At 59.7% G+C, this 23,925-nt stretch carries 21 protein-coding genes; 16 read left to right on the forward strand and 5 right to left on the reverse strand.

Annotated elements, in window-relative coordinates; genetic code table 11:
• Positions 1–9 precede the first annotated feature (9 nt).
• Positions 10–1,803 (reverse strand): heparinase II/III family protein, encoded by a 1,794-nt coding sequence (locus LCM4573_RS07575; protein WP_071005658.1) that lies wholly within the window; start codon positions 1,801–1,803, stop codon positions 10–12.
• 242 nt (positions 1,804–2,045) lie between these two features.
• Between LCM4573_RS07575 and LCM4573_RS07580 the strand changes: the two genes are divergently transcribed.
• From LCM4573_RS07580 to LCM4573_RS07610, 7 genes are all read left to right on the forward strand, one after another.
• Complete coding sequence (locus tag LCM4573_RS07580) at positions 2,046–2,996, forward strand: carbohydrate ABC transporter permease (protein WP_071005659.1); 951 nt, start codon at positions 2,046–2,048, stop codon at positions 2,994–2,996.
• A gap of 4 nt (positions 2,997–3,000) precedes the next feature.
• Positions 3,001–3,837 carry a carbohydrate ABC transporter permease gene (locus tag LCM4573_RS07585; RefSeq protein ID WP_071005660.1) on the forward strand — a complete coding sequence of 279 codons (837 nt, stop codon included), beginning with the start codon at positions 3,001–3,003 and terminating at the stop codon, positions 3,835–3,837.
• Positions 3,838–3,841: 4 nt separating this feature from the next.
• Positions 3,842–5,014, forward strand: coding sequence for a glycoside hydrolase family 88 protein (locus LCM4573_RS07590; protein WP_071005661.1), 1,173 nt, complete (start codon positions 3,842–3,844; stop codon positions 5,012–5,014).
• 8 nt (positions 5,015–5,022) lie between these two features.
• Positions 5,023–6,132, forward strand: a complete 1,110-nt coding sequence (locus LCM4573_RS07595; RefSeq protein WP_071005662.1) for an ABC transporter ATP-binding protein — start codon at positions 5,023–5,025, stop codon at positions 6,130–6,132.
• 22 nt (positions 6,133–6,154) lie between these two features.
• On the forward strand, positions 6,155–6,877 hold the full coding sequence (locus LCM4573_RS07600; RefSeq protein ID WP_071005663.1) for a YesL family protein: 723 nt from the start codon (positions 6,155–6,157) through the stop codon (positions 6,875–6,877).
• Positions 6,878–6,909: 32 nt separating this feature from the next.
• Positions 6,910–8,190: a sugar ABC transporter substrate-binding protein gene (locus LCM4573_RS07605; protein WP_071005664.1), complete on the forward strand. Its 1,281-nt coding sequence runs from the start codon at positions 6,910–6,912 to the stop codon at positions 8,188–8,190.
• A 76-nt stretch (positions 8,191–8,266) separates the two neighbouring features.
• The gene (locus tag LCM4573_RS07610; protein ID WP_071005665.1) at positions 8,267–10,120 is read left to right on the forward strand and encodes a DUF2264 domain-containing protein; all 1,854 of its coding nucleotides are present in this window, start codon (positions 8,267–8,269) and stop codon (positions 10,118–10,120) included.
• Here the strand turns inward: LCM4573_RS07610 and LCM4573_RS07615 are convergent.
• On the reverse strand, positions 10,080–10,922 hold the full coding sequence (locus tag LCM4573_RS07615) for a class I SAM-dependent methyltransferase (protein ID WP_071005666.1): 843 nt from the start codon (positions 10,920–10,922) through the stop codon (positions 10,080–10,082). The two genes, LCM4573_RS07610 and LCM4573_RS07615, sit on opposite strands and share 41 nt — an antisense overlap.
• A gap of 119 nt (positions 10,923–11,041) precedes the next feature.
• Here LCM4573_RS07615 and LCM4573_RS07620 point away from each other — a divergent pair, with 119 nt between their 5' ends.
• From LCM4573_RS07620 to LCM4573_RS07635, 4 genes are read left to right on the forward strand one after another with little or no spacing between them, the layout of a single operon-like run.
• A complete protein-coding gene (locus LCM4573_RS07620; protein ID WP_071005667.1) occupies positions 11,042–12,175 on the forward strand; it encodes an ABC transporter substrate-binding protein in 1,134 nt (377 codons plus the stop codon).
• Between the two features lie 53 nt (positions 12,176–12,228).
• Positions 12,229–13,365: an ABC transporter substrate-binding protein gene (locus LCM4573_RS07625; protein ID WP_071005668.1), complete on the forward strand. Its 1,137-nt coding sequence runs from the start codon at positions 12,229–12,231 to the stop codon at positions 13,363–13,365.
• Positions 13,365–14,432 (forward strand): iron ABC transporter permease, encoded by a 1,068-nt coding sequence (locus tag LCM4573_RS07630; RefSeq protein ID WP_071005669.1) that lies wholly within the window; start codon positions 13,365–13,367, stop codon positions 14,430–14,432. The genes LCM4573_RS07625 and LCM4573_RS07630 overlap by 1 nt, the downstream gene beginning before the upstream one ends.
• Positions 14,426–15,178, forward strand: coding sequence for an ABC transporter ATP-binding protein (locus LCM4573_RS07635; RefSeq protein WP_071005670.1), 753 nt, complete (start codon positions 14,426–14,428; stop codon positions 15,176–15,178). Before LCM4573_RS07630 ends, LCM4573_RS07635 begins: the two co-directional genes overlap by 7 nt.
• A gap of 21 nt (positions 15,179–15,199) precedes the next feature.
• On the opposite strand, the gene LCM4573_RS07640 is transcribed toward LCM4573_RS07635, so the two are convergent.
• The gene (locus LCM4573_RS07640; protein WP_071005671.1) at positions 15,200–16,525 is read right to left on the reverse strand and encodes a PLP-dependent aminotransferase family protein; all 1,326 of its coding nucleotides are present in this window, start codon (positions 16,523–16,525) and stop codon (positions 15,200–15,202) included.
• Positions 16,526–16,626: 101 nt separating this feature from the next.
• On the opposite strand from LCM4573_RS07640, the gene LCM4573_RS07645 reads away from it, so the two are divergent.
• From LCM4573_RS07645 to LCM4573_RS07665, 5 genes are all read left to right on the forward strand, one after another.
• The gene (locus tag LCM4573_RS07645) at positions 16,627–17,589 is read left to right on the forward strand and encodes a nitrate ABC transporter substrate-binding protein (RefSeq protein ID WP_071005672.1); all 963 of its coding nucleotides are present in this window, start codon (positions 16,627–16,629) and stop codon (positions 17,587–17,589) included.
• A 58-nt stretch (positions 17,590–17,647) separates the two neighbouring features.
• Complete coding sequence (locus LCM4573_RS07650) at positions 17,648–18,538, forward strand: ABC transporter substrate-binding protein (RefSeq protein WP_071005673.1); 891 nt, start codon at positions 17,648–17,650, stop codon at positions 18,536–18,538.
• Positions 18,535–19,458, forward strand: coding sequence for an amino acid ABC transporter permease (locus LCM4573_RS07655; protein ID WP_071005674.1), 924 nt, complete (start codon positions 18,535–18,537; stop codon positions 19,456–19,458). Before LCM4573_RS07650 ends, LCM4573_RS07655 begins: the two co-directional genes overlap by 4 nt.
• Entirely contained in the window at positions 19,455–20,234 is a 780-nt protein-coding gene (locus LCM4573_RS07660; RefSeq protein WP_071005675.1) for an amino acid ABC transporter ATP-binding protein, read from the forward strand. The genes LCM4573_RS07655 and LCM4573_RS07660 overlap by 4 nt, the downstream gene beginning before the upstream one ends.
• Positions 20,235–20,299: 65 nt before the next feature.
• The gene (locus tag LCM4573_RS07665; RefSeq protein WP_071005676.1) at positions 20,300–21,490 is read left to right on the forward strand and encodes a M20 aminoacylase family protein; all 1,191 of its coding nucleotides are present in this window, start codon (positions 20,300–20,302) and stop codon (positions 21,488–21,490) included.
• A gap of 138 nt (positions 21,491–21,628) precedes the next feature.
• On the opposite strand, the gene LCM4573_RS07670 is transcribed toward LCM4573_RS07665, so the two are convergent.
• Positions 21,629–22,693: an ABC transporter ATP-binding protein gene (locus LCM4573_RS07670; RefSeq protein WP_071005677.1), complete on the reverse strand. Its 1,065-nt coding sequence runs from the start codon at positions 22,691–22,693 to the stop codon at positions 21,629–21,631.
• Between the two features lie 3 nt (positions 22,694–22,696).
• Complete coding sequence (locus LCM4573_RS07675; protein WP_071005678.1) at positions 22,697–23,923, reverse strand: hypothetical protein; 1,227 nt, start codon at positions 23,921–23,923, stop codon at positions 22,697–22,699.
• Positions 23,924–23,925: the final 2 nt, after the last annotated feature.

Below are 23,925 nucleotides of genomic sequence, written 5' to 3' on the forward strand. Positions count from 1 at the left end.
TCGTCCTCCTCAGACGATCCGCATTTTCAGGTAGTTCTTCGTGAAGGGGATGCGCAGCCGGTAGATCCGGGCCGGCCATGAGAGCCGAAGCCGGGCATCTTCGATATCGATCGGCTCGATCTCGACCTCTCCGGCCCCCTCCAGCAGAACGTTTCCGAGATCGGGAAGATCGATCCTGCCCGCCGAGAGGGTCGGTGCTACGCATGTCATCAGCGAGAGGACAGCCGGCAAGCCGCCGTCATGAACATCGACGATCTCGACCTCACGGCCCCGTCGAAGAGTGACGGTGCGCCGGTAGCTGCGCACCTTGGCTTCTGGCGGATAAGCGCTTGCGATATCGAGCGACATGCGGGCTTCGGTCGGCGTAAATTCCGTCTCGACATCACGGGCGGCAAACTGCGCGCCGGCCGACTGCATAACCTCGCCGAAACTCGGGAGATTGTGAAACGCCGACTGCATCGTCCAGATTTCATACCGCCTTGATGAGAAGGTCTTGGCCGTATAGGTCTCCACGCCCACATCGATCAGCAAGGGGCGTCCGTCCTTGTAGAGCGTCACACTGCCGACATCGTTGTGGTTGTGGCTCTCGCCGTTATTGCCGCCTTTCACGGCAAGCGCGAAGCGCTCGTCGCGGGCGATGAACAGGCCGATCCCAGGATAGAAGATATCCTGTTTATTTGTCTGTCGCGGCTCGGCGGCGCCGACCGTTGAACCGACCAGCAATTCCTGTACGCGATACCAGAGGTTCCACTCCTTCGGCAGATGCGGGCTTTCATTATTGGCCCTATCGGCCGCGGCGAAGGCGACCAGCGCCTCCGAACCCACCGCTTTCCCGAACAGGTATTCGCGTATGCTGCAAGGTTCGACAACGGCCGAGGAATCCGCGAAATTGAAGTAGTGGCGGCCCGCCACATGCATGTTGACAATGTACTCGGCCATGTTGCGGATTTTCGGTTCCGACCAAAGGTGCGTGAATACGCCCGGAGCCACGGCGTCCAGAATTGTCATCGCACCATGCAGGCAAAGTGCTGCGTGTCGATAATAGACGACACCTTCTTCGCAGGCACCGTCCCCGGCATAATCCTTCAGGAAGGCATCGAGACTACCCAGTGCCTTAACCAGGACTTCTCGGCGCACCGCCTGATCGGTTTTGAGGCAAAAGGCCGAAAGCAGGACGTTCTGGGTGATCCAGGCGGTCCAGTTGTTCATCCTCTCTTCGCCACGGCCCATCCACCAGAAATGCCGGCCGAGATAGGGCGAAAAGAGGCGCGTTTCGACCTCCCGCTCGATGCGGATAACGACCTGCGGGCTGATCGCGTCGAGCTGATCGCGCAGCAATGCGGCGATGGTCGCCAGTTGCGCGGCGGTTTCGGCCGCGAAGAGATCGATGACAGGCTGCGAAATGTCGGGAAGAGGCAAGCGGGGGCTGCCTCTCTCATAACCGTTATGTGCCGGGAGCTGCCAGCCGCTTTCCTCCGCGATCAGGAAAATGCCGTCCATGATCGCACCTAGAAACCGCCCCTCGCCCTCGAGCAGTTCGCCAAGCACCAGATCGTTGAGCATGCAACGGCGGGTAAAATACAGATCTTCGAATCGCGACCGATTGCCCGATAACGCATATTCCCGATAATCGGAGGCCATGATGACAGGCCAGGACTGCGAAAGTCTTTCCTCCGCATCCTTGATGACGCGCTCGAACAGCGGTTTCGAGATGGCACTCCAGCTGGCGCGCTCCGAAAAGACAGCCCTTGGGATGAAATCATCCAGAACTCTCGGCAGGCTGCCCGCAATTTCGCTGAACATATCTCTCCCCCCGCATCGAAAGAGCGATGGCGGCATCGGCTTCGATGCTCACCTATCATACGTCTTCAGCAATTTCTATAACATTCGTATGATCTATTCAGAACTTGTTTGACCAATGCGCGATATATGCTATGTGGTCACCAGGAGGCAGGAGCAGACGCCATGACCGTCGGCTCCGACGTGCGGAGCTTCAGGCTCCGGACCATGAGGCGCAGAACGCCAAGTTGGGAGGAAAAATATCGGTGTCCATATCCAATTCGGCCATCGCCACGAACCGCGCGCCGGCTGCCCCTGCCCGGAAGGCCAAGGTTCTGTCCAGGCGTCGCCGGAAAATCCAGGACGCATTGATCGCCTATTCCTTCATAGCGCCGAATTTCATCGGCTTTGCCGTCTTCACGCTTGGCCCCATTCTCTTCGCCTTCGTATTGGCCTTCATGCACTGGGACGGCTCCAATGCGATAACCTTTGCAGGCCTCGACAATTTCTGGCGCCTTTTCGAAGACAAAGCGTTTATTTCAGCCTTCTGGAACACGGTCATCTACACGGCCGTATCCGTGCCCGCGACGCTCGCCTGCGCACTCGGCCTCGCGATCCTCCTCAATCAGAAGATATTCGGGCGGGATTTTTTCCGAACCGCCATGTTCTTCCCCTATGTGGCATCGCTGGTGGCCGTGGCGGTCGTCTGGAACATGATCTTCAATCCGGAAATGGGTCCGGTGAACATGATTCTCTACACGCTCGGCGTCGATCCGAAGGACATGCCCGGTTGGGCTGCCGACCGTCATTGGGCAATGGTCACCGTCATCCTCTTCGGCATCTGGAAGAACATGGGCTATTACATGGTCATCTATCTGGCCGGGTTGCAGGGCATCAATTCCGAGCTCTATGAAGCGGCTGACCTCGATGGGGCGAACCCCTGGCAGAAGTTCCTCTATGTCACCGTGCCCCAGCTTGGCCCGACCACCTTCTTCGTCACAGTGATGCTGACGATCCAGTCTTTCAAGGTATTCGACCAGATCTACATGATCACCCAAGGAGGACCCGGCACATCGACACTCGTCCTCGTCTACCACATCTATAACGAGGCGTTCATCTCCTGGGATCTCGGCTATTCCAGCATGGTCGCACTGGTTCTCTTCTTCCTGGTTCTGGCCGTCACCATCGTCCAGTTCCGTCGCCAGAGGGAGGATTGAGATCGTGAGGGTCGCCGGACGCAGGATCACCGCAAAGACAGCCGCCATCTACGTTTTGGTCATCGCCATCACCGTCGTGATGCTGATGCCCTTCGCCTGGATGCTTTCGGCTTCGCTGAAGCTCAGTCGTGACGTCTTCGTCTTCCCGATCGAATGGATTCCGTCGGAGCCGAGATGGCAGAACTACGTGGATATCTGGACCAAGATTCCGCTCGCACTGTTCATCTACAACACGTCGAAACTGACGATCATCGTCACCGCCCTGCAGCTCCTGACCTCGAGCTTTGCGGCCTATGCCTTCGCCAAGCTCAACTTCCCCTACAAGAACACACTATTCCTCGGCTACATCGCCACGATCGCCATGCCCTGGCAGGTCTATATGGTGCCGCAGTTCCTGCTGATGCGCGAGTTCGGTCTCAACAACACGCATCTGGCACTGATCTGCCTACAGGCCTTCACCGCCTTCGGGGTGTTCCTGATGCGGCAGTTCTACATGTCGATCCCGACCGAGCTCTGCGAGGCCGCCCGCATCGACGGCATGAACGAGTATCAGATCTGGGCCAGCATCATGCTGCCGCTGTCGAAACCGGCTCTCTCGACCCTGACGATCTTCACCTTCGTCACAACCTGGAACGACTTCCTCGGCCCGATGATCTATCTGACCAAAACCGAGCTGAAGACGGTCCAGATCGGTTTGCGCATGTTCATCGCGCAATATTCGGCCGAATACGGGCTGATCATGGCCGCATCGGTCGTCGCGCTCATCCCGGTCCTGATCGTCTTCCTGTCACTCCAGCGGTTCTTCGTCGAGGGTGTCGCCTCGACGGGGCTCAAGGGCTAAGTCCATGAATGCAGTTTCGCCCTTCACCCCTCAGCCGATCACCGATACCGAGGTGAAGGCCGCGCTCGATCTTGCAGTCGAGCAGGTCCGTTTGAACCTTCCGCAATTCACCCATGCCTCACAGAACCATTCGAGCGTCGGCAACTTCTATCCGGCGGTGGCGAACGACCAATGGACGGCAGGCTTCTGGCCGGGAGAGATCTGGCTGGCCTTCGAACACACCGGCGACGCGGTCTTCCGGGATGCAGCGCAGATTCAAGTCCAGAGCTTCCTGCATCGGATCGAAAACCGCATCGAGACCGATCACCATGACATGGGCTTTCTCTATTCGCCTTCCTGCATCGCGGCCTGGAAGCTGGTTGGAGACGAGGACGGCCGCAGGGCCGCGATCCTGGCGGCCGACCAGCTCATCGAACGCTTCCAGCCCATCGGCAAGTTCATCCAGGCCTGGGGTCGCAAGGGCGTTGCCGAGGAATATCGCTTCATCATCGATTGCCTGCTCAATCTGCCACTTCTCTATTGGGCAAGCCGCGAGACGGGTGATCCGAACTATCGCAACATCGCGCTCGCCCATGCGCGAACGACGCTTGCGAATTCCGTTCGCCCGGACGATTCCACCTATCACACTTTCTACATGGATCCGGTGACGGGCGCGCCGGTGCGAGGCGTCACCAAACAGGGATACAGCGACGAAAGCTTCTGGGCGCGCGGACAGGCCTGGGGCATCGCCGGAATGGCATTTTCCTATCGCTATGAGCGAATAGAGGAATACCGCCGGATATTCGATCGGCTTCTCGCCTTCTATCTGAACCGACTTCCGGCGGACATGGTGCCCTATTGGGACCTCATCTTCTCGGATCAGGACGGGGAGCCTCGCGACAGCTCGTCCGCGTCCATCGTCGCCTGCGGGCTTCTCGAGATGGCCGAACTCGTCGAGCCGGAAGCCGCGGCGCGCTACCGAGAGCTGGCCCGCCGCATGATGAAGAGCCTCACCGAGCACTACGCCGTGAAGGACCCGGCCATTTCGAACGGCCTCGTCCTGCACGGGACCTATTCGAAGAAGTCGCCGCTCAATACCTGCCGCGGCGAGGGCGTCGATGAATGCGTCTCCTGGGGAGATTACTATTATATGGAAGCCTTGACGCGCCTTTTGCGCAATTGGTCTTCCTACTGGTGAGAGGACCGATGGCCAGCATTTCGCTCAAGAAACTGAACAAGACCTACGGCGCTCTCACTGTCGTTCACGACATCGATCTCGAGATCGCCGACAAGGAATTCATCATCCTGGTGGGGCCGTCAGGCTGCGGCAAGTCGACGACATTGCGCATGATCGCCGGCCTCGAGGAGATTTCCGGAGGTGAGCTCAAGATCGGTGGCGATCTCATGAACGAGGTCCCCTCCAAGGATCGCGACATCGCCATGGTTTTCCAGAACTATGCGCTCTATCCGCATATGACGGTCTACAAGAACATGGCATTCGGTCTGCATCTGCGAAAAGCGCCTCGCGATATCATCGACAAACAGGTCCAGGATGCCGCAAAAATTCTCGACATCACGCATCTGCTGAACCGCAAGCCTAAAGCGCTTTCCGGCGGGCAGCGACAGCGCGTCGCGCTCGGCCGCGCCATGGTTCGCAATCCCGCGGTCTTTCTGCTCGACGAGCCGCTTTCCAATCTCGACGCCAAGCTGCGCGGGACGATGCGCGCCGAGATCACCAAGCTTCACAAGCGCCTGGACGCGACCTTTATCTATGTCACCCATGACCAGGTGGAAGCCATGACCATGGCGGACCGGATCGTAGTAATGAAGGACGGCCATATCCAGCAGGTCGATACGCCGCAGAACCTCTATGATCGTCCGGTCAACATGTTCGTCGCCGGCTTCATCGGGGCGCCGCAGATGAACATGCTGCCTTCGGTCATCCATCGCCGCAACGACCGCTTCTTTGCCGGTTTCGATGGCCGCGAACTGCCGCTTCCGGCCCATTTCGATAAAAGCCGCATTGCGCCCTATGAGGGGCGCGAACTGGTGCTCGGCATCAGGCCCGAAAATTTCCACGAGTTGCCGCCAGGCGATATCCCGCCGGAAAACCTGGCGCCCTTCAAGGCAGTCGTGGAACTCGCCGAACCGATGGGCTCGGAGGTGCACTTGAACATGGTTGCCGGCGGACGCGGCCTCATCGCCCGCGTCTCACCGCGCTTCCGGGCGAGCATCGGCGATGAAGTCACGCTTGTTGCCGACGTGACCAACGTGCAGCTTTTCGACACGGAAACGKAGCGCTCGATCTTGTATTGAGACGACCGTCGGGGGGACGGCCATGCAGTGGCTGCAGAACATGTGGACGAAGGAGGGAGCGGGCATCTCCAAGGATGCGCCGAAGAAGACCGGCCTTGCCCTTTTCGCCGCCATTCTCGCCCGCGAATGGTGGGAGATGGTGAAGCTCAACATCTTGTTCCTGCTCACCGCTATGTTCGTCGTGACGCTCCCCGCGGCACTGGTAGCCATGACCCGCGTCTGCATCGCCTTCACCGAGGATCGCAACACATACCTGCTGCGCGATTTCCTGGAGGCCCTTGCCCGCTACTTCTGGCGCGCAACGGCCTGGGGGCTCGCGTTTGCCGCCGTTCTCGGCATATGGGGCTATGCCGTCATCGCCTATGCAGCAAGTGCAAGGGACAATCTCCTCCTGGCGGTGCCGCTCACAATCAGCCTGGTGATGTTCGTCTTCGTCGCGGTCGTCGCTTGCCACCTGCTGGTGCTGTTGGTGATGYGCGATCTTTCGACATTGAAGATGCTGCGCCTTGCGGCACTCGCTTCCATCRTCCGCCCGCTGCCCGCACTCGGTGCTCTGGCTTTCGCAACCACCCTCTGGCTCGTTCACATCGCCTTCTATCCGGTGTCGGTCTTCATGCCGGCAACGCTCAATTTCTCGCTTGGAATGTTCGCGGTCACCTTCGCCGTCCATCGTGCAGCGACGATGGTTTTGGCAACCCAGCAGGATAGTGAACCGCATGTCCGTAATGCTTCGCAGCGCGTCTAAACTGAAAAAACTCAAGGGAAGGAGAGTTTGAAATGTATCTGGATCATCTCGGGAGGTCGGTGAAATTAGCCCTGACCGGACTGGCCTTGGCGGCAACCACCGCAAACACCGCACTCGCCCAATCGGGCGATGTCGTAACGCTCAGATGGGCGCTTTGGGACTGGGACAAGGTCGCTTACTACAAGCCCCTGATCGAGGCCTACCAGGCCAAGCACCCCAATGTGAAATTCGAACCTGTCGATCTCGGGTCGCAGGATTATCAGCAGATGATCTCGACGCAGCTGACCGGCGGCTCGAAGGATATCGATATCGTCACCATCAAGGATGTTCCCGGCTACGCCAATCTGGTGCGCGCCGGCAATATCACCGATCTCAGCGCCTTCATGACCGAACAGAAAATCGATCCGGCTCCCTATGGCGGACTGATCGAGGAACTGACGATCGACGGCAAGATCTATTCCCTGCCATTCCGGTCCGACTTCTGGGTCGTCTATTACAACAAGGACATCTTCGACAAGRCCGGTGTCGCCTATCCGACGAACGACATGACCTGGGCGCAGTTCGACGAGATCGCCGGCAAGCTCACGGGCGGCATGGGCGCCAACAAGACCTATGGGGCGCTTTTGCATACCTGGCGCTCCACCGTTCAGCTACCCGGCATCCTGGACGGGAAACACACGCTCGTTCAGGGCGAATATGACTTCCTGAAGCCGTGGTACGAGCGGGCTCTGGCCTTGCAGGAGGACGGGACCATTCCGTCCTACGCCTCGCTCAAGACGTCGAACACGCACTATTCGGCATATTTCTTCAACAGCACGATCGGCATGCTGCCGATGGGAACCTGGTTCGTCGGCACGCAGATCGCCAAGGTTGCCTCCGGTGAATCCAAGAGCAAGAACTGGGGTATCGTGAAATTCCCGCATCCGGATGGCGTCGCGGCCGGCACGACAGCGGCGCAGATTTCCRGCCTTTCGGTCAACACCAACTCCGAGCACAAGGAGGCCGCACTTGATTTCATCAAGTTCGTCACCGGRCCGGAGGGCGCGGAAGTCATCGCGGCGACAGGCACCTTCCCCGCTCTTCGCACCGACGACGTGAGCGCGAAGATTGCCTCCCTGCCCGGTTTCCCGCAGGATGAGACCAGCAAGGAGGCGTTGAAGGCCGGGAAATCCTACCTCGAGATGGCCGTCGACCCGAATGCCGCGAAAATCGAGGTCGTGCTCAATCGTGCGCATGACTCGATCATGACGGACAACATCTCCATCGAGGATGGCTTGAAGGAAATGGCCGACGGCGTGAAGGCCATCAAGTAACTCCACAACATCTCGACGGTCGCGGGCCGACTTCTTGCCCGCGACCGGTCCTGTTTGGCAGCATTTGAGTTCGACAATGATATACGATCCCGCCAAGGCCAATCCTCTCTTCGGCAATCCTCTGAGGACCCGAGAAGACCTTTCCAAGGCTGTCCTCGACCTCTTCAAGCCGCTTTTGCCCTATTTTTCCGAAGGAGGCGCCAGGGTGCGCCTTGCCGCAACAGGTGCGATTTTCGACCGGGCCGCGGCTGATCTGGAAGGGTTTGCCCGACCGCTTTGGGGGATCGTCCCGCTTGTCGCAGGCGGCGGTGACTTTCCGTACTGGGATATCTATCGACGCGGACTGGCAAACGGAACGGATCCCACGCACCCGGAATACTGGGGCGATGTGGCCGACCGCAACCAACGCCTCGTGGAACTGGCGGCCATTGGCTTTGCGCTGGCCATGGTGCCCGAACATATCTGGGAGCCGTTGACCGACCGTCAGAAGAAGGTGGTCGCCGCCTATCTCCTCGCCGCCCGTGAAAAGGACTTCGTCGACAACAACTGGAAGTTCTTCCGCGTGTTGATCGACCTCGGGCTGGAGCGGGTCGGCATCGAATTCGATCACGGCAAAACCATAGCCTATCTTGATGAACTGGAAGCTTTCGACCTCGGGGAAGGATGGTATCGCGACGGGCCCGTCCGGCGGGTCGATCACTACATTCCTTTCGCCATGCATTTCTATGGCCTGATCTATGCGGTGCTGGCTGCTGGAGACGAGGCGCGCAAGAGCCGTTTCCGGGATCGTGCCCGGATCTTCGCAGAGGATATCCGTCACTGGTTCGGGCCGGATGGTGCGGCTCTCGCCTTCGGACGAAGCCAGACCTACCGCTTCGCCGCCGGAGGCTTCTGGGGAGCACTGGCCTTCGCCGAAGTCGACGCGCTGCCATGGTCCGAGATCAAGGGCTATTACATGCGCCATATCCGATGGTGGGCGAAGATGCCGATCGCCGACCGCGACGGGGTCCTCTCGATCGGTTACGGCTATCCCAATCTTCTGATGAGCGAGAGCTACAATTCCCCAGGCTCGCCCTATTGGGCACTCAAGTTCTTCCTGCCGCTCGCGCTTGCCGAAGACCATCCGTTCTGGGCGGCGGATGAAGCGCCGCAGCCGCAGTTTTCGCAGCCTGTCGTGCTCAAGGAAGCCGGCATGATCGCCATGCACACGCCTGGAAACGTCGTCGTCCTGTCCTGCGGGCAACAGCATGACAAGATGCGCGGCGCAAACGAGAAATATTCGAAATTCGTCTATTCCACCCGCTATGCCTTCAACATCGAGGCGGATGACAGGAACTTCGCCGCCGCAGGTTTTGATGGCATGCTGGGGCTTTCCGACGACGGCGTACACTTCCGAATGCGGGAGACGCTGGAGGAGGCCCTCGTTGCCGAGGACCGGCTCTACTCCCGCTGGCGCCCCTGGCGCGACGTCGTTGTCGAGACCTGGCTCGTGCCGGCAAACCCCTGGCATATCCGGGTTCATCGCGTCGTAACCCCCCGCAAGCTTGAAACTGCGGAAGGTGGATTTCCGATAGAGCGGGCAGATTTCAACGCCGACCGGCCGGAACAAGGCGAAGGCCGAGCCTTATGGCATGGTCAGGCCGATGTGAGTGCGATCCGCGATCTTGCCTTAGGCCATAGGCGGATGGGCTGCGCGATAAGTCCCATCCCAAACACCAATCTCATACATGCCAAGACCGTGTTGCCGCAGTTGCGCGGTGAGATCGAAGCCGGCACGACGGTGCTCTTCACCGCAGCGATGGCGCTACCGAATAGCGAAGAGGCCATCGACGCCCTGCACGCTCTCCCCGCCCGCCCGGATTTGGAGGAACTGGAAAGCCTTTTCCGCATCAAAGGCTCGCGGGTTCCGGCTTTCGATCTCGATCACTAACCGATGTCGGCCTTGTGGCACAGATCGCGTATCTGTGCTGCATTCCCCGTGCAAGCGCCTTGAAATAGGACCAGTTCTTGGCCTGCGTCTTATGGATGCGCTTGAGATCGGTATCGATGGCGAGCAACTCGAACCCTGCCGCTTCCAGGAGCGCCGCCACGGCCTCAGCGCGCGCGCCATCGGAAAAATATACGCGGGAAAGTATGCTTCTGTGGCTCTCCGCCAGTTCCTGTGGCGCGTGCTGCGCATCCGGCTTGACCATGCCCATCCTCTCCAAAAGAGACGCCATCCGCTTCACGAACCTTTCGCCCGGACCGGCATTGACGAAATCGCCATCGATGATCAGCAGCCGCCCCCCCGGTTTCAGGACCCGCAGCCATTCGCGAAAACAGGCCGCCGGATCCACCAATGTCCAAACGAGATGCCGGGTGACGACAACATCGTAGGTCGCGTCAGGCTCCATGGTGTTTTCAGCATCCCCGATGCGAAAGCGAATGTCGCGGCCGCGTGTCCTTGCCTTGCCGCCGGCGCGCTCCAGCATCGCTTCCGACCAGTCCAGGCCGGTGACCTTGTAGCCGAGATCATCGATGAGATGCGACACGACCCCCGTGCCGCTGGCGAGATCGAGTGCCTTGCGCCCTTCGCCCGCACCCAGATGTTTCAGCATCAGCGCATGCCAGGCCTGCCGCTCCTCCTCAGAAAAAATCTCATGCCCCGGCGACAGATCGAATGTCGCCGCGCGCGCCGACCAATAGGCCTTGATCTCATCGCGAAGATCATAATTCCGGCCGGGTATGTCCATGGTTTCTCGTCCTCAAAACGACTTGGCGGGATCAGTTTCGAATTGCTCTAAAAGATAAAACTTGACCGCTGCAATCATAAAATAATACAGCGCGCGCAGTTTCCACCGGAGCCCTTTCGATGCGCATTACAGGCAAAGCCGCGGTCCTTGCAACGGCCCTTCTTCTCTCCGCTGTCTGGCCTGCCTTGGCTGACAAGATCACGCTGAAGGACGTGACGGGACGCGAAGTCGAGGTCAATGTGCCCGTCAAGAACGTCATTCTCGGCGAAGGCCGTCAGATATACTTCCTGGCCGCACTCGACAAGGAAGCTCCGTTCGAGCACGTGGTCGGCTGGCGCGACGACCTGCCCAAAGCCGACCCGGAAACCTACGAAGCCTATCTTGCGAAATATCCTGAAATCGCCAAGCTGCCGACTTTCGGCGGAATGAAGGACGGCACTTTCGATATCGAGCAGGCCGTGGCCCTGAAGCCCGACGTCATCTTGATGAACATCGACGCGWAAACGGCGACCGAAGAAGCCGGTTACATCGAGAAGCTCGGCAAGGTGGGCATTCCGCTCGTTTATGTCGATTTCCGCGAGAAGCCGATGGAAAACACCGAGCCGAGCATGCGCATCATGGGCAAGCTTCTGGCTCGGGAAGAGATTGCCGAGGAATTCATCAAATTCCGCGCCGACAGCATCCGCCGCGTGACCGACGTCCTTGAGAAGAACAACCCGGCAAAGCCCGTCGTCTTCGTCGAGCGCGCTGGCGGCTATTCCGAAGATTGCTGCATGTCCTTCGGCGACGAGAATTTTGGCAAGATGGTCGAGATCGCTGGTGGCATCAACATGGCCAAGGATATCATTCCGGGCACTTTCGGCACGGTCAATCCGGAACAGGTCATCGCGGCCAATCCCGACCAGATCATCGTCACGGGTGGAAAGTGGGAAGCCTATGTGCCAAGCGGCGATTGGGTCGGCGTCGGTTATGGCGCAGATATCGACGAAGCGCGCCGCAAACTGGAAAATCTCACGAAGCGTCCTGCATTCACCGGCGTCAAGGCGGTGAATGAGGGTAACGTCCACGCGATCTGGCATCAGTTCTACAACAATCCGTACCAGTTCGTCGCCATCCAGGAGATCGCCAAGTGGCTGCATCCGGACCTGTTTAAGGATCTCGATCCGGAAGTAACGTTCAAGGAACTGCACGCCCGTTTCCTGCCGCTTGAATACAAGCCCGGCTATTTCGTCTCACTGAAGGCGGATCATTGAGACCCTCCGGCCGGCGGCATCGTCGGCCGGCTCAGCCTTTGAAAGGACCTTTCATGCGGTTCGTCGCGCTCCGTCGCATTGCCGTCCTCCTGCTCTGGCTCTTGGCGGGACCTGCCCTGGCGGCGGAAATCGCCGACATCACGGGTCGGAAAGTCGAAATCGATCTTCCTGCCAAGCGCGTTATCGTCGGCGAGGCGCGTCAGATCCACGTCATCGCCGCGCTCATGGGCAACAAGACATTCGAGACGGTGGTGGGCTGGCGCGACGACCTCATCAAGAAGGACCCGGACAGCTACACGGCCTATCTCGAACGCTTTCCTGAGATCGAGGAGCTGCCGCGTTTCGGCTATGTGCCGCAAGGCGATTTCAGCCTGGAGGCTGCCATCGCGCTTTCTCCGGATGTCATCACGCTCAATCTCGAAGCCCAGAAAGCCGCAGAGGAAAGCGGTTTCGAGGAAAAGGCGGCGGCGGCCGGGATCAAGGTCGTCTATCTTGATTTCCGCCTCGACCCGGTGAAGAACAGCGAGGTCTCCGTCGAGATTCTCGGCCGTCTTTTCGGCGCGGAGGAGCGCGCGAAGGAATTCATCGCCTATCGCCGTGCGGAGATCGCGCGGGTCACCGATCGGCTGGCCGCGATCAAGGACTTGAAGAGGCCGAAGGTCTTCATCGAGCGCGCCCCAGGCATTTCGGGCGAGAACAATTGCTGCCGCACCTTCGGTCCGGTCAATTTCGGCGCCATGGTCGAGCAGGCGGGCGGCCACAACATTGCCGCCGATGTCATCAAGACCACTTTCGGTGATCTGAATCCCGAACAACTGGTTGTCTCCGATCCCGATCAGGTGATCGTCACAGGCTCGAACTGGGCGGCGGAGTCGGACATCAACCAGTTCGTTCCCGTCGGAAGAGGTGCCGATATGACGCTTGCGCGCGAGCGGCTGACAAAGCTGATGACGCGCATGCCCTTTCCTGAAGTGCGGGCGGTGAAGACTGGCCAGGTTCATGCTGTCTGGCATCAGTTCTATGGCGCGCCCTATGAATTTTATCCGATCCAGCAGTTCGCCAAGTGGTTCCATCCCGATCTTTTTGCCGATATGGATCCCGAGCAGACATTCAGGGAATTTTACGAGAAATTCCTTCCCGTCACTTACAAGCCGGGTTACTTCGTTTCTCTCGATAAGGGATTGAACTGATGGCTTCGACAACGGAAGCAGTCTTCGAGACGGCCGGTCGCGATCGCTATCGTGCTCTTGCCGCAAGAAGAATCGTCATCCTCGCCGGCCTCCTTGTCGCGCTCTGTGTCAGCATTGCCATCGATATGGCGCTCGGTCCCGCAAACTACCCGCTTTCCCAGGTGCTTTCGGCACTGTTCGACCCCGCAGCCGCGGGTAACCAGCTTCGCGTCGTCATCTGGGATATCCGCATGCCGATCGCGTTGATGGCCGTCACGGTCGGTGCATCCCTGTCGGTCGCCGGCGCGCAGATGCAGACCATCCTGTCCAATCCCCTGGCAAGCCCTTTCACGCTCGGCATCTCGGCGGCCGCGAGCTTCGGCGCCGCCTTGGCGCTTGTGGGCGGAGTGGCGCTCTTTCCCGGCGCTGTGCAATATATGGTTCCGCTCAACGCTTTCCTGATGGCGATGGCCGCGGCGCTCTTCATTCATTTCGCCTCGACGATGCGCGGCGTCACCGTCGAAACCATCGTCCTGCTCGGCATCGCACTAGTCTTCACCTTCAACGCGGCGCTCTCGCTGCTTGAATATCTGGCGTCCGAACAGGCGCTTGCCGCCGTGGTGTTCTGGACCATGGGCAGCCTGACCAAGGCGACCTGGCCGAAGGTCTACATCACCGGGGCCATCCTCCTCCTTACGGTGCCGCTGTTCATGAAGAACGCCTGGGCCCTGACGGCGCTGCGCCTGGGAGACGACAAGGCGGCCAGCATGGGCGTCAACGTGCGCCGCCTTCGGCTGCAGACCATGCTGACAGTCAGCTTGCTGGCCGCCATCCCAGTGTCGTTTGTCGGAACGATCGGCTTCGTCGGGCTCGTGGGACCGCATATCGCCCGCATGGTCGTCGGCGAAGACCAGCGCTTCTTCCTGCCGGGCTCTGTGATCTGCGGCGCCCTCCTCCTTTCCGTAACCTCTGTGGTCAGCAAGATGATCATTCCTGGCGCGGTCCTGCCCATCGGGGTGATAACCGCGCTTGTCGGCGTTCCCTTCTTCTTCGTGCTCATCTTCAGCAACAGGAGGCGCGCATGGTAACCCTCGCGCTCAGGCAAGTCGGCGCATCCTATGGGCGCACCACCGTTCTTTCGAACGTTAGCATCGACATGCTGCAGAGCGGTAGTCTGACCGCCATCATCGGCCCGAATGCCGCCGGCAAGTCCACGCTCTTCAAGCGGATCGCAGGTCTCATTTCCGGTCCCGGACTGGTGCAGCTTTCCAATGCCACGGGCGGCGACCGCACCATATGCTACATGCCGCAGGATACCGGCGCCAATGCCGTGCTGACGGTCTATGAATCAATCCTGCTGGCTTCCAAGCAGGGCAGCGGTTGGCGCGTTCATGACGACGAGCTTTTCGAGATCGACGCCATATTGAAGGCATTGCGGATCGAAAATCTGGCATYCCGCGGTCTTGGCGAACTTTCAGGAGGCCAGCGCCAACTCGTCTCTCTGGCGCAAGCGCTGGTGCGGAAACCGGAAATCCTGCTGATGGACGAGCCGACCTCGGCGCTGGACCTGCACCGTCAGGTGGAGGTTCTGGACTTCATCTCCCGACTCGCCCGGGAAAGCGGCATGATCGTCCTCATCGCACTGCACGATCTCAACCATGTCCTGCGTTACTGCGAAAACACGATCGTGATCGCGGATGGGGAGATGGCGATGAGCGGCTACACCACCACCGTCATCACCCCGGAAATGCTGCGCGAAGTCTACAGGGTGTCAGCCCGGATCGAAACATGCTCTCGCGGCCAGAGGTTCATTCTGGTCGACGGAACGGCCTGACGCTGCCTTGGCGAGGTTTAGCTAAAGAGCATTGGCAAGAGCGATTGCCTCTGCCACCTCCTCGCAGCGGCTTGAAAGCGTGGCGGTCGCCACGCGTATATGGTTGTCCTGCATGATGGAGAACTTGCTGCCGGGATTGACCGCGATATTGCGCGCGGCAAGCGTCACCATCGCATATTGTTCCGACGCAACCGGCACCCATAGGCAAAGCCCACTGCCGGGCGGTATGTGAACTCCCTTTCGCGCGAGCGCCTGTGCAAGGCCGTCCCTTCGCTTCTGATAGATATCGCGGGCATCAGCGATCACCTGCTGCGTCACCGGATCGCGCAGCAGCCAGGCGGTGGCCGCCTGCAGGATGCGGCTGGTCCATCCGGCGCTGAAGCTTCGATAGGACTGTATCTGATCGACAATGGCAGGCGAGCTGGAAAGCACGGCAAGTCGGAGATCCGGACCCAGCGTCTTGGAATAGGAGACGATGTGGACCGTGCGCTCCGGAAAGCGGCTGCCCAGCGAGATGGGCGGCATGGCGGAAATATCGCCTGTGCCGTCATCCTCGATAATCAATGCGTCGCTCCCCGCCAGAATATCTCCAAGCATAGTAAGACGGCTGGGACTGACTGTGGTGCCGGTAACGGAATGAAGCCGTGGTTGAAAGAGAAACACGGTCGGACGCTGCTGCAGCGCATCCCTCAGAGAGGACGGCAGAGGCCCCTCCTCGTCGCATGTGACCGGTATGATCCTCGCGCCGAGATCTTCCAGAATATCGAGAAGCCGCATCGCAGTCGGATGTTCGATGGCAACGGAAGCGCCCGGTGAAACCAGGGCATGCAGTGCCGTATAGACTGCGTTGTATCCGCCGTTGGTGGCCAGAAAAGCCTCCGCTGGATAAGGCCATCGCGGCGAGACGACCTCTTCCAGCTCCTTCACGATGCGGCTGCGTTCATAACTGTTGAGGTTCTGGACGGAAGCACCGTAGGCCATAGCCTCCGCAAGTCTTGGCAGAAGGCTGGCATCGGGCACGGCCTTGGTAAGATCAAGGGCCCCCGGCCCATAATTGCCCGAACTTGCAAGCCGCTCCGGCTTGGCGACGAAGCGGTCGCCACTCACCCAGGTGCCGTTCCGGCCGCGGCCCGTGATGATTTTCTGGCGCCTCAGCTCGCTCCATGCTTCGGAAATCGTAGCCGGGCTGACCCGCATTTCATAGGCAATATCCCGGATGGGCGGCAGGCGGGTACCGATCGGCAAGGCTCCGGCGCGAATGAGCGCCCTCGTTCCCAGTGCGATTCCGCGAATGGTGCGATCGGCTATTTTTTCGGCAAACCAGGCGGCTTTGACGGTGTCGCTCATTTTTGACCCAGATAAATGTTCAATAACGTAATAACATTTGTGCTTCATATTTTGAACATTTAGCTTCCTGCCCGTCGAGAATTTTTGTGAGTTTTTTCCGCATGACTGTGAAGCTTCGCCTAGCCCTCCGCGATTGGGACTATATGACCCCGCTGGTTCTCGGAGACGTCTCCTCGCCCCGGCTCGACATTAAGGTCGATCGCGTTGGGACACTCGTCTCCAATATCGCCAAGGACGAAGCGCATGACGCGGCGGAAATGTCCTTCAGCCGCTATTCCCAACTGCGCCACGACGGTGATGAGAGCGTTGTCGGCATGCCGAACTTCATCATGCGCGGCTTTCGCCATCGCTGTATCATCACCACCAAGGAAAGCCCGATCCGCGAGCTTTCGGACCTTGCCGGCAAGAAGATCGGCGTAACCGGCTGGCGCGATTCCGGAAATACCTGGACCCGTGCGGCGGTGCGCCGCGAAGGGGTCGGAGTGGACGATGCCATGTGGTATGCGGGGCGGCTGACGGAAGCGCATCCGATTACCGATCGTCTTGACGGTTTCGGCCGTCCGGGCCGTATTGAGGCCGCACCCGGCGAGCGCCCGATGACCGACCTTCTGCTGGACGGCGGCCTGGATGCCGTCTTCACCCCGTTCATGCCGAAGGGCTTCTTCGACCAGGATTCTCCGTTTCGCCAGGTGCTCGACGATTTCCGCGCCGCCGAAGTTACCTATTTCAACGAAGTCGGCTATGTGCCGGGCATGCATCTTATCGGCTTCAAGGCTGAGATTGTGGCGGAGCATCCGTGGATCATGGACGAGCTCAGCGCGCTCATCGATGAATCGCAGCGCGTCTGGCTGGAGAAGCGCGAGAAATACGCGGACACGACACCTTGGATGATAGACGAGCTACGTCGTTGTGCCTCCGATCTGCCCCCCTCCTGGAATATCAGCGGGCTAGAGGCAAACGAGAAGATGATCGACGACTTCGCCACCGAGCTTTTCGAGCAGAAGATCCTTCCTCGACGACTGACGCCCGCCGAACTCTTTCCCTGGCATGCGAAAGCCAGATGAAACCTCTATCCTTCGCCATTGAATGAACCAGCTGGCAGAACCAAAAAGGGGAATACCAATGCCATCGAAATCGATCGTTTCAGCCACCTTCATCGGCCTCTTGCTCGCAAGCCCCACGCTTGGGCAGGATGCGGCCATTCCGAAGCTATCAGTCAACGAGGAACTGCGCGCGCGCTTGCCTGAAAACATCCGCACCGAAGGCAAGATGATCTCGGTCAACAACGGTTCCTTTCCTCCCTATGAGATCGTCACCGGCACCGAGATGACCGGTGCCAGTGCCGATCTTACCGATGCGCTCGGGCAGGTGCTCGGCGTCAAGATCGAGCATGCGACCGTCGGCGGCCTTCCGGCACTGCTGGCCGGAGTCAATTCCGGCCGCTACCAGTTCGCCTTCGGCCCGGTCGGCGACTTCAAGAGCCGTGAAGAAGCCAACGACTTCGTGGATTGGGTGCAGGAATTCGTCGTCTTCGCGGTGCAGAAGGGCAATCCAAACGGCATAACTTCGCTGGATACCGCTTGCGGCAACCGCATCGCCGTCATGGCCGGTGGCTCGGCCGAGCGGGTGATCCAGGCGCAGGCAGAAAAATGCAAGGCCGACGGCAAGGACCCTATCGAGGTTCAATCCTATACGGATCAGCCGAGCTCCATTCTGGCGGTCCGCTCTAGGCGTGCCGACGCCTTCTTCTCCTCCCAGGCGCCGCTCACCTATTTCGTATCGCAGGCGAACGGCCAGCTGGAACTGACCGGCGTCGGTCAGAAGAACGGCTTCGACGACCTCTATCAGGGCGCCGTCGTCCCCAAAGGTTCGCCGCTCGGACCCGTCCTTCGGGACGCCATCAAGGTTCTGATGGACAACGGCACCTACGCCGCGATCATGAAGAAGTGGGGCCTTGAGAACAACATGCTCAAGGAGCCGGGCATCAATCTCGGGGGTCAGTTGCCGAAATGAGCCAGCCGACCGTAACAAGCGCAGCGCCTCCTGGCGCTGCGGACTTTCGCGATGTGGCGACGGCCCATGTGCCATTCCGTTTCGGCCGCCTCGCTCTTTGGCTGATCGTCGCCATCATCGTCGCCGATTTCGGCTGGATCGTCTCCAACAACGAGAATTTCGGCTGGCCGGTCGTCGCCCAGTATTTCTTCGACCCCACCGTCATCCAAGGCCTTTACGTTAGTCTCGGCCTGACCGTCGTCGGCATGGTGCTCGGCGTCATCCTTGGTCTGCTGATCGCCATCGCCCGCATGTCGAACGACCGGCTGGCGAGTTCGTTCGCCTCGCTGTTCATCTGGTTCTTCCGCGGCACGCCGCTCTTGGTCCAGCTGATCTTCTGGTACAACATGTCGACGCTGTTCCCGCAGCTGTCGATCGCCATTCCCTTCGGTCCCACGCTGGCCAGCTGGGACACCAATTCGGTGATCACGCCGATGACGGCGGCGATCGTCGGCCTTGCGCTCAACGAAGCAGCCTACATGGCGGAGATCATCCGCGGCGGTCTGCTTTCCGTCGATCGCGGCCAGTCCGAAACCGCGGAAGCCTTCGGCATGACCAAGGCGCGGGCGCTGTGGCGGATCATCATTCCGCAGGCAATGCGCTCGATCGTGCCGCCGACCGGCAACCAGCTGATCAGCATGATCAAGGCGACCTCGCTCGTCAGCGTCATTGCGATGGCCGACCTGCTCTATTCGGTGCAATCGATCTATAACCGCACTTTCGAGATCATCCCGATGCTGATGGTTGCCGTCATCTGGTATCTGCTCATCACCTCGATCCTCAATGTCGGCCAGAGCTATATCGAAGCCTATTACGGCCGAAGCGATCGCCGCAATGGCGGTGCCGCCAAGCCTGCTGTCACAGAGGAGGCAAGCCATTGACGACCATCGACAATGCACGGCCTCTCGTCCAGGCCCGTGACGTCCACAAGGCGTTCGACCAGCTCGAAGTCCTGAAGGGCATCGATCTCGACGTCATGCCGGGTGAGGTAGTGGTCATCCTCGGGCCGTCGGGCTCGGGCAAGTCGACCTTCCTGCGCTGCATCAACCACCTCGAAGCCATCCAGAAAGGCTATATCGAGGTGGATGGCGAGCAGATCGGCTACCGGGTGAAGAACGATCGGCTGGAAAAGCTTTCGCCCAACGGCATTGCCCGCCAACGTCGCAAGATTGGCATGGTGTTCCAGCAGTTCAACCTCTACCCGCACATGACGGTGCTGCAGAACATCATCGAAGCACCCGTTGGCGTCCACGGGGAAAGTCGCAAGGATGCGATCGAAAATGCCAAGCAGCTTCTGCAACGCGTCGGCCTGTCGGAAAAGGCGAACGCCTATCCCCGCCAGCTCTCCGGCGGCCAGCAGCAGCGCGTGGCGATCGCCCGTGCACTGGCGATCAAGCCGAAGCTGATGCTGTTCGACGAGCCGACTTCGGCACTCGATCCCGAACTCGTCGGCGAAGTACTTTCGACCATGCGGGATCTGGCGAAGCAGGGCCTGACCATGATCGTCGTCACACACGAAATCGGGTTTGCCCGCGAGGCCGCCGACCGGGTGGTCTTCATGGATGGCGGCAAAATCGTCGAAATGGGCAAGCCTGAGGATGTAATCGGCAATCCGCAGCATCCGCGCACCCAGGCCTTCCTGTCGCGCTTCCTATAAACTCCCCACCTTACCCCGGCTCGAAAGGCCGGGGTCTTTTTGAATTCGAAACCTCTGGACCTCCAATGCCCTCGCAAGACAATCTCTACGCCCGCGTCTCCGATTTCGACGCCATGGAAGCCGAGCTGAAGGCGACCCGCCATCACCTGCATGCCAATCCCGAGCTTTCCTTCGAGGAAGCCGAAACGGCGCGTTTCGTCGCCGAAAAGCTCGAAGGCTGGGGCTGGGAAGTCACCCGCAATGTCGGCGGCCATGGCGTGGTCGCTCGCCTTAGCGCCGGCACGGGAAGCAAGTCTATCGCCATCCGCGCCGACATGGACGCATTGCCGATCCTGGAAGAAACGGGGCTTGCCTATGCCAGCAAAATTCCGGGCAAGATGCACGCCTGTGGCCACGATGGGCATACAACAGTGCTTCTCGGCGCCGCCGAATATCTGTCGCGCACCCGCCGTTTCAACGGCACCGTGACATTGATCTTCCAGCCTGCCGAAGAGGCGGGCAAGCCGAGCGGCGCGCAGAAGATGATCGCCGACGGTCTTTTCGAACGTTTTCCGATCGATGCGATCTTCGGTCTCCACAACCATCCCGGCGCTCCCGAAGGCACGCTGCTCCTGCGCTCCGGCCCGATGATGGCCTCCTCGGACACGGTCAACATCACGATCAAGGGCAAAGGCGGCCATGCCTCGCGTCCCCATCTGACGATCGATCCAGTCGTGGTCGCCTGCAATCTCGTCGTCTCGCTGCAGACCATCGTTTCACGCAATGTCGATCCGACCCAGACCGCCGTCGTGACGGTGGGTACAATTCATGCCGGCGAAGCCGTCAACGTCATTCCGGAATATGCCCGGCTGGCGCTCAGCGTCCGCTCTTTCGAACCGAAGGTTCGCGACCTTCTACAGGAGCGGATCACCAGGCTCGCCCAATCGGTTGCCGAAGGCTTCGGGGCTGYGATCGAAATAAATTACGAACGCGGCTATCCGGTGGTCGTCAATTCGGAAGCCGAGACCGCCTTTGYCCGCACGGTTGCGGAGGAGCTCGTCGGACCGGCCAAGGTCTCCACCTGCAACCTCATTCCGGGCAGCGAGGATTTCGCCTATTTCCTCGAGCACAAGCCCGGCAGCTTCCTGCGGCTTGGGAACGGGATGGGTTCGGCGATCCTGCATAGCCCGAAATATGACTTTGCCGACGGCAGCCTCACGACAGGGGCGGCCATGTGGGCTCGGCTTGCGGAGCGTTATCTGCAAGAGGACGTTTGAGGCGTTGCGTCAGCTGGTACGCTCGCTTTAGCGTTCTGGTCTGCCAAACCAGTCCGCTGAGCCATCACTCAGGAATAAAGAGACCGGCATTCCGTCCATTTCGGGTGGCAGCCGGTGTCTACATCGCTGCTGGCGATGTCAAAGCCGTACGCCTGTCACAGGATCGAACAGATGGCCGTTGCCGGGCGCGAGGGACAGATTGAGCATCTCGCCGGTGCGAACGAAGAGGCGCTCGCGCAGCTGAACCGAGAGTTTTTGACCGTCGACAGTTCCCTGGACGAATGTTTCGGAACCGGTCGGTTCTATATTCGTGATTGTCATCGCAATGCCCTCGCCCGCCGTTGCGATCGCAAGATGTTCGGGGCGGATACCATAGGTAACGGCTGTTCCTGACGCCGCCGGAACTTCCCGGCCAAGTGGCAGCCGACTGCCATTTTCGGTTACCAACGATTTGCGATCCTCAGCCACCTTGGCGGCGAGGAAGTTCATCGAAGGTGAGCCTATGAAGCTGGCGACGAACATGTTTGCCGGCTTGTCGTAGAGTTCAAGAGGCGCCCCGATCTGCTCGATGACACCGTCCTTCATGACCACGATCCGGTCAGCCATGGTCATGGCTTCGATCTGGTCGTGGGTGACGTAAACCGTTGTCGTCCTGATGCGCGCATGGATGTCCTTGAGCTCGGCGCGCATCTGTACTCGCAGCTTAGCATCAAGGTTCGATAGCGGCTCGTCGAACAGGAAGACCTTCGGGTTGCGCACGATGGCGCGTCCCATGGCGACGCGCTGGCGCTGGCCGCCCGAAAGCTGCTTGGGATAACGCTGCAGATAGTCGGTCAGACCCAAGATACGTGCCGCATCCGCCACCCGCGTGGCGATTTCCTCCTTGGATTTCTTCCCAAGCCTGAGCGAGAACCCCATGTTCTCGGCGATCGTCATATGCGGATAAAGAGCATAATTCTGGAAGACCATGGCGATGTCACGGTTCTTCGGCTCGACATCGTTGATGACGCGGCCGTCAATGCGGATCGTGCCGCCGGTGATTTCTTCCAGCCCTGCAATCATCCTGAGCAACGTGGACTTGCCGCATCCCGATGGACCGACCAGCACGACGAAAGCGCCGTCCGGTACATCCACGGAAACCCCCTTGATGGTTTCGAAATCGCCATAAGCCTTGYGGACGTTCTGAATTTCAACGGCAGCCATGATTTACCCCGATATTGCATGTGACTTAAGCCTGAGCCGATCGGCGGCACGGATGGCGGCGAGCAGACTGAGGCCTGTGTGGTAACCGGGATCGAGATCCGGCGTGGCGGGCACAAAATCGACCGGCCCGTCCTGTGTCATGGTCTGGTAGGCAATCGGCGGGGTACCGCGCCAATAGCGATCGAAGAAAACCGAATGCGCCACCTTCCAGACTTCGAGGCTCTCTGCGCTGCCGGTGCGTTCATGGCAAAGGGCTGCGGAACGTATCGTCTCCGGCAGCGACCACCAAGGGCAATAGGCGCTGTGCGCTTCACCGGACGCGATCGAAACCGTCAGCGTGATGCCCGGTCCAACGAAGCCCTTATTAAAGGACGAGACCAGAATGCGCTCCAGCGTCTCGATGAGAGCCGGATCGGCACTATCGTCGAGATAGTCCAGTGCGAAACCGACGAACTCGATGCCGTGGCCGACATTGCACGCATCTTCGCCCGGCACATTGCGAAGCAGGCCCGTTCCGGCATCAAAATGCCGGTCGATGACATGGGCGATGAACCGGTCTGCAAAAGTAAGATGCGTGGTGTGCCCGAAGCGTTTCAACATGCCTGCACCGCCCAGCAGGATCATGCGTGGTCCGAAATCATCCGCCTGGGTAGCAAGGCTTTCAAGCGACAGTGGCCGGCGCTCGTCCATCTGAAAACGGCCGTTCTCTATCGAGGCGATGATCTCCTCGAAATAAGCAAGGTGGTCTGTCACGTCCGGCAGGCCGTAGCGGCTCGCGCCGGCAACCAGGCCCTTGGCCACGAAGGCGTCGGAATAGGTGTGGATCAGCGCCGGCTTTTCCTGTTTGTGCACGACGTCGGCGGCATCCGCATAAACCGGCACCATGTCGCGATCGTAGCAGAAATAGGCGTGGCCATCAGACCGCTGCAGGCCGGCGAGCAGATCGTAAAGTCGGCGGCCTGCGACGTCGAGCTTATCTGCCAGCGGTGGCAACTCCCGTTCGAAGAATTCCGCATGGGCGACAAGGGATTCAAGGCCCCTACCCTGGATCCAGCCATAGGTATAAGCGGGACCGCGTGCGTCGTCCTGCGCCCCGTAATCCTTCAACGTTATGCTGTTTTGCTTGGTGTTCAGGAAACCGCCGGCAAGCACCGGCCGCTGCAGCATCCAGTAGAGCGTGCCGGCATTGGCCGCGGCATAGGTGGTGCGTGCCTCTTCGAAAAACTCCATCC

This window comes from Rhizobium sp. LCM 4573 (assembly GCF_001854865.1).
GTDB lineage: Bacteria > Pseudomonadota > Alphaproteobacteria > Rhizobiales > Rhizobiaceae > Neorhizobium.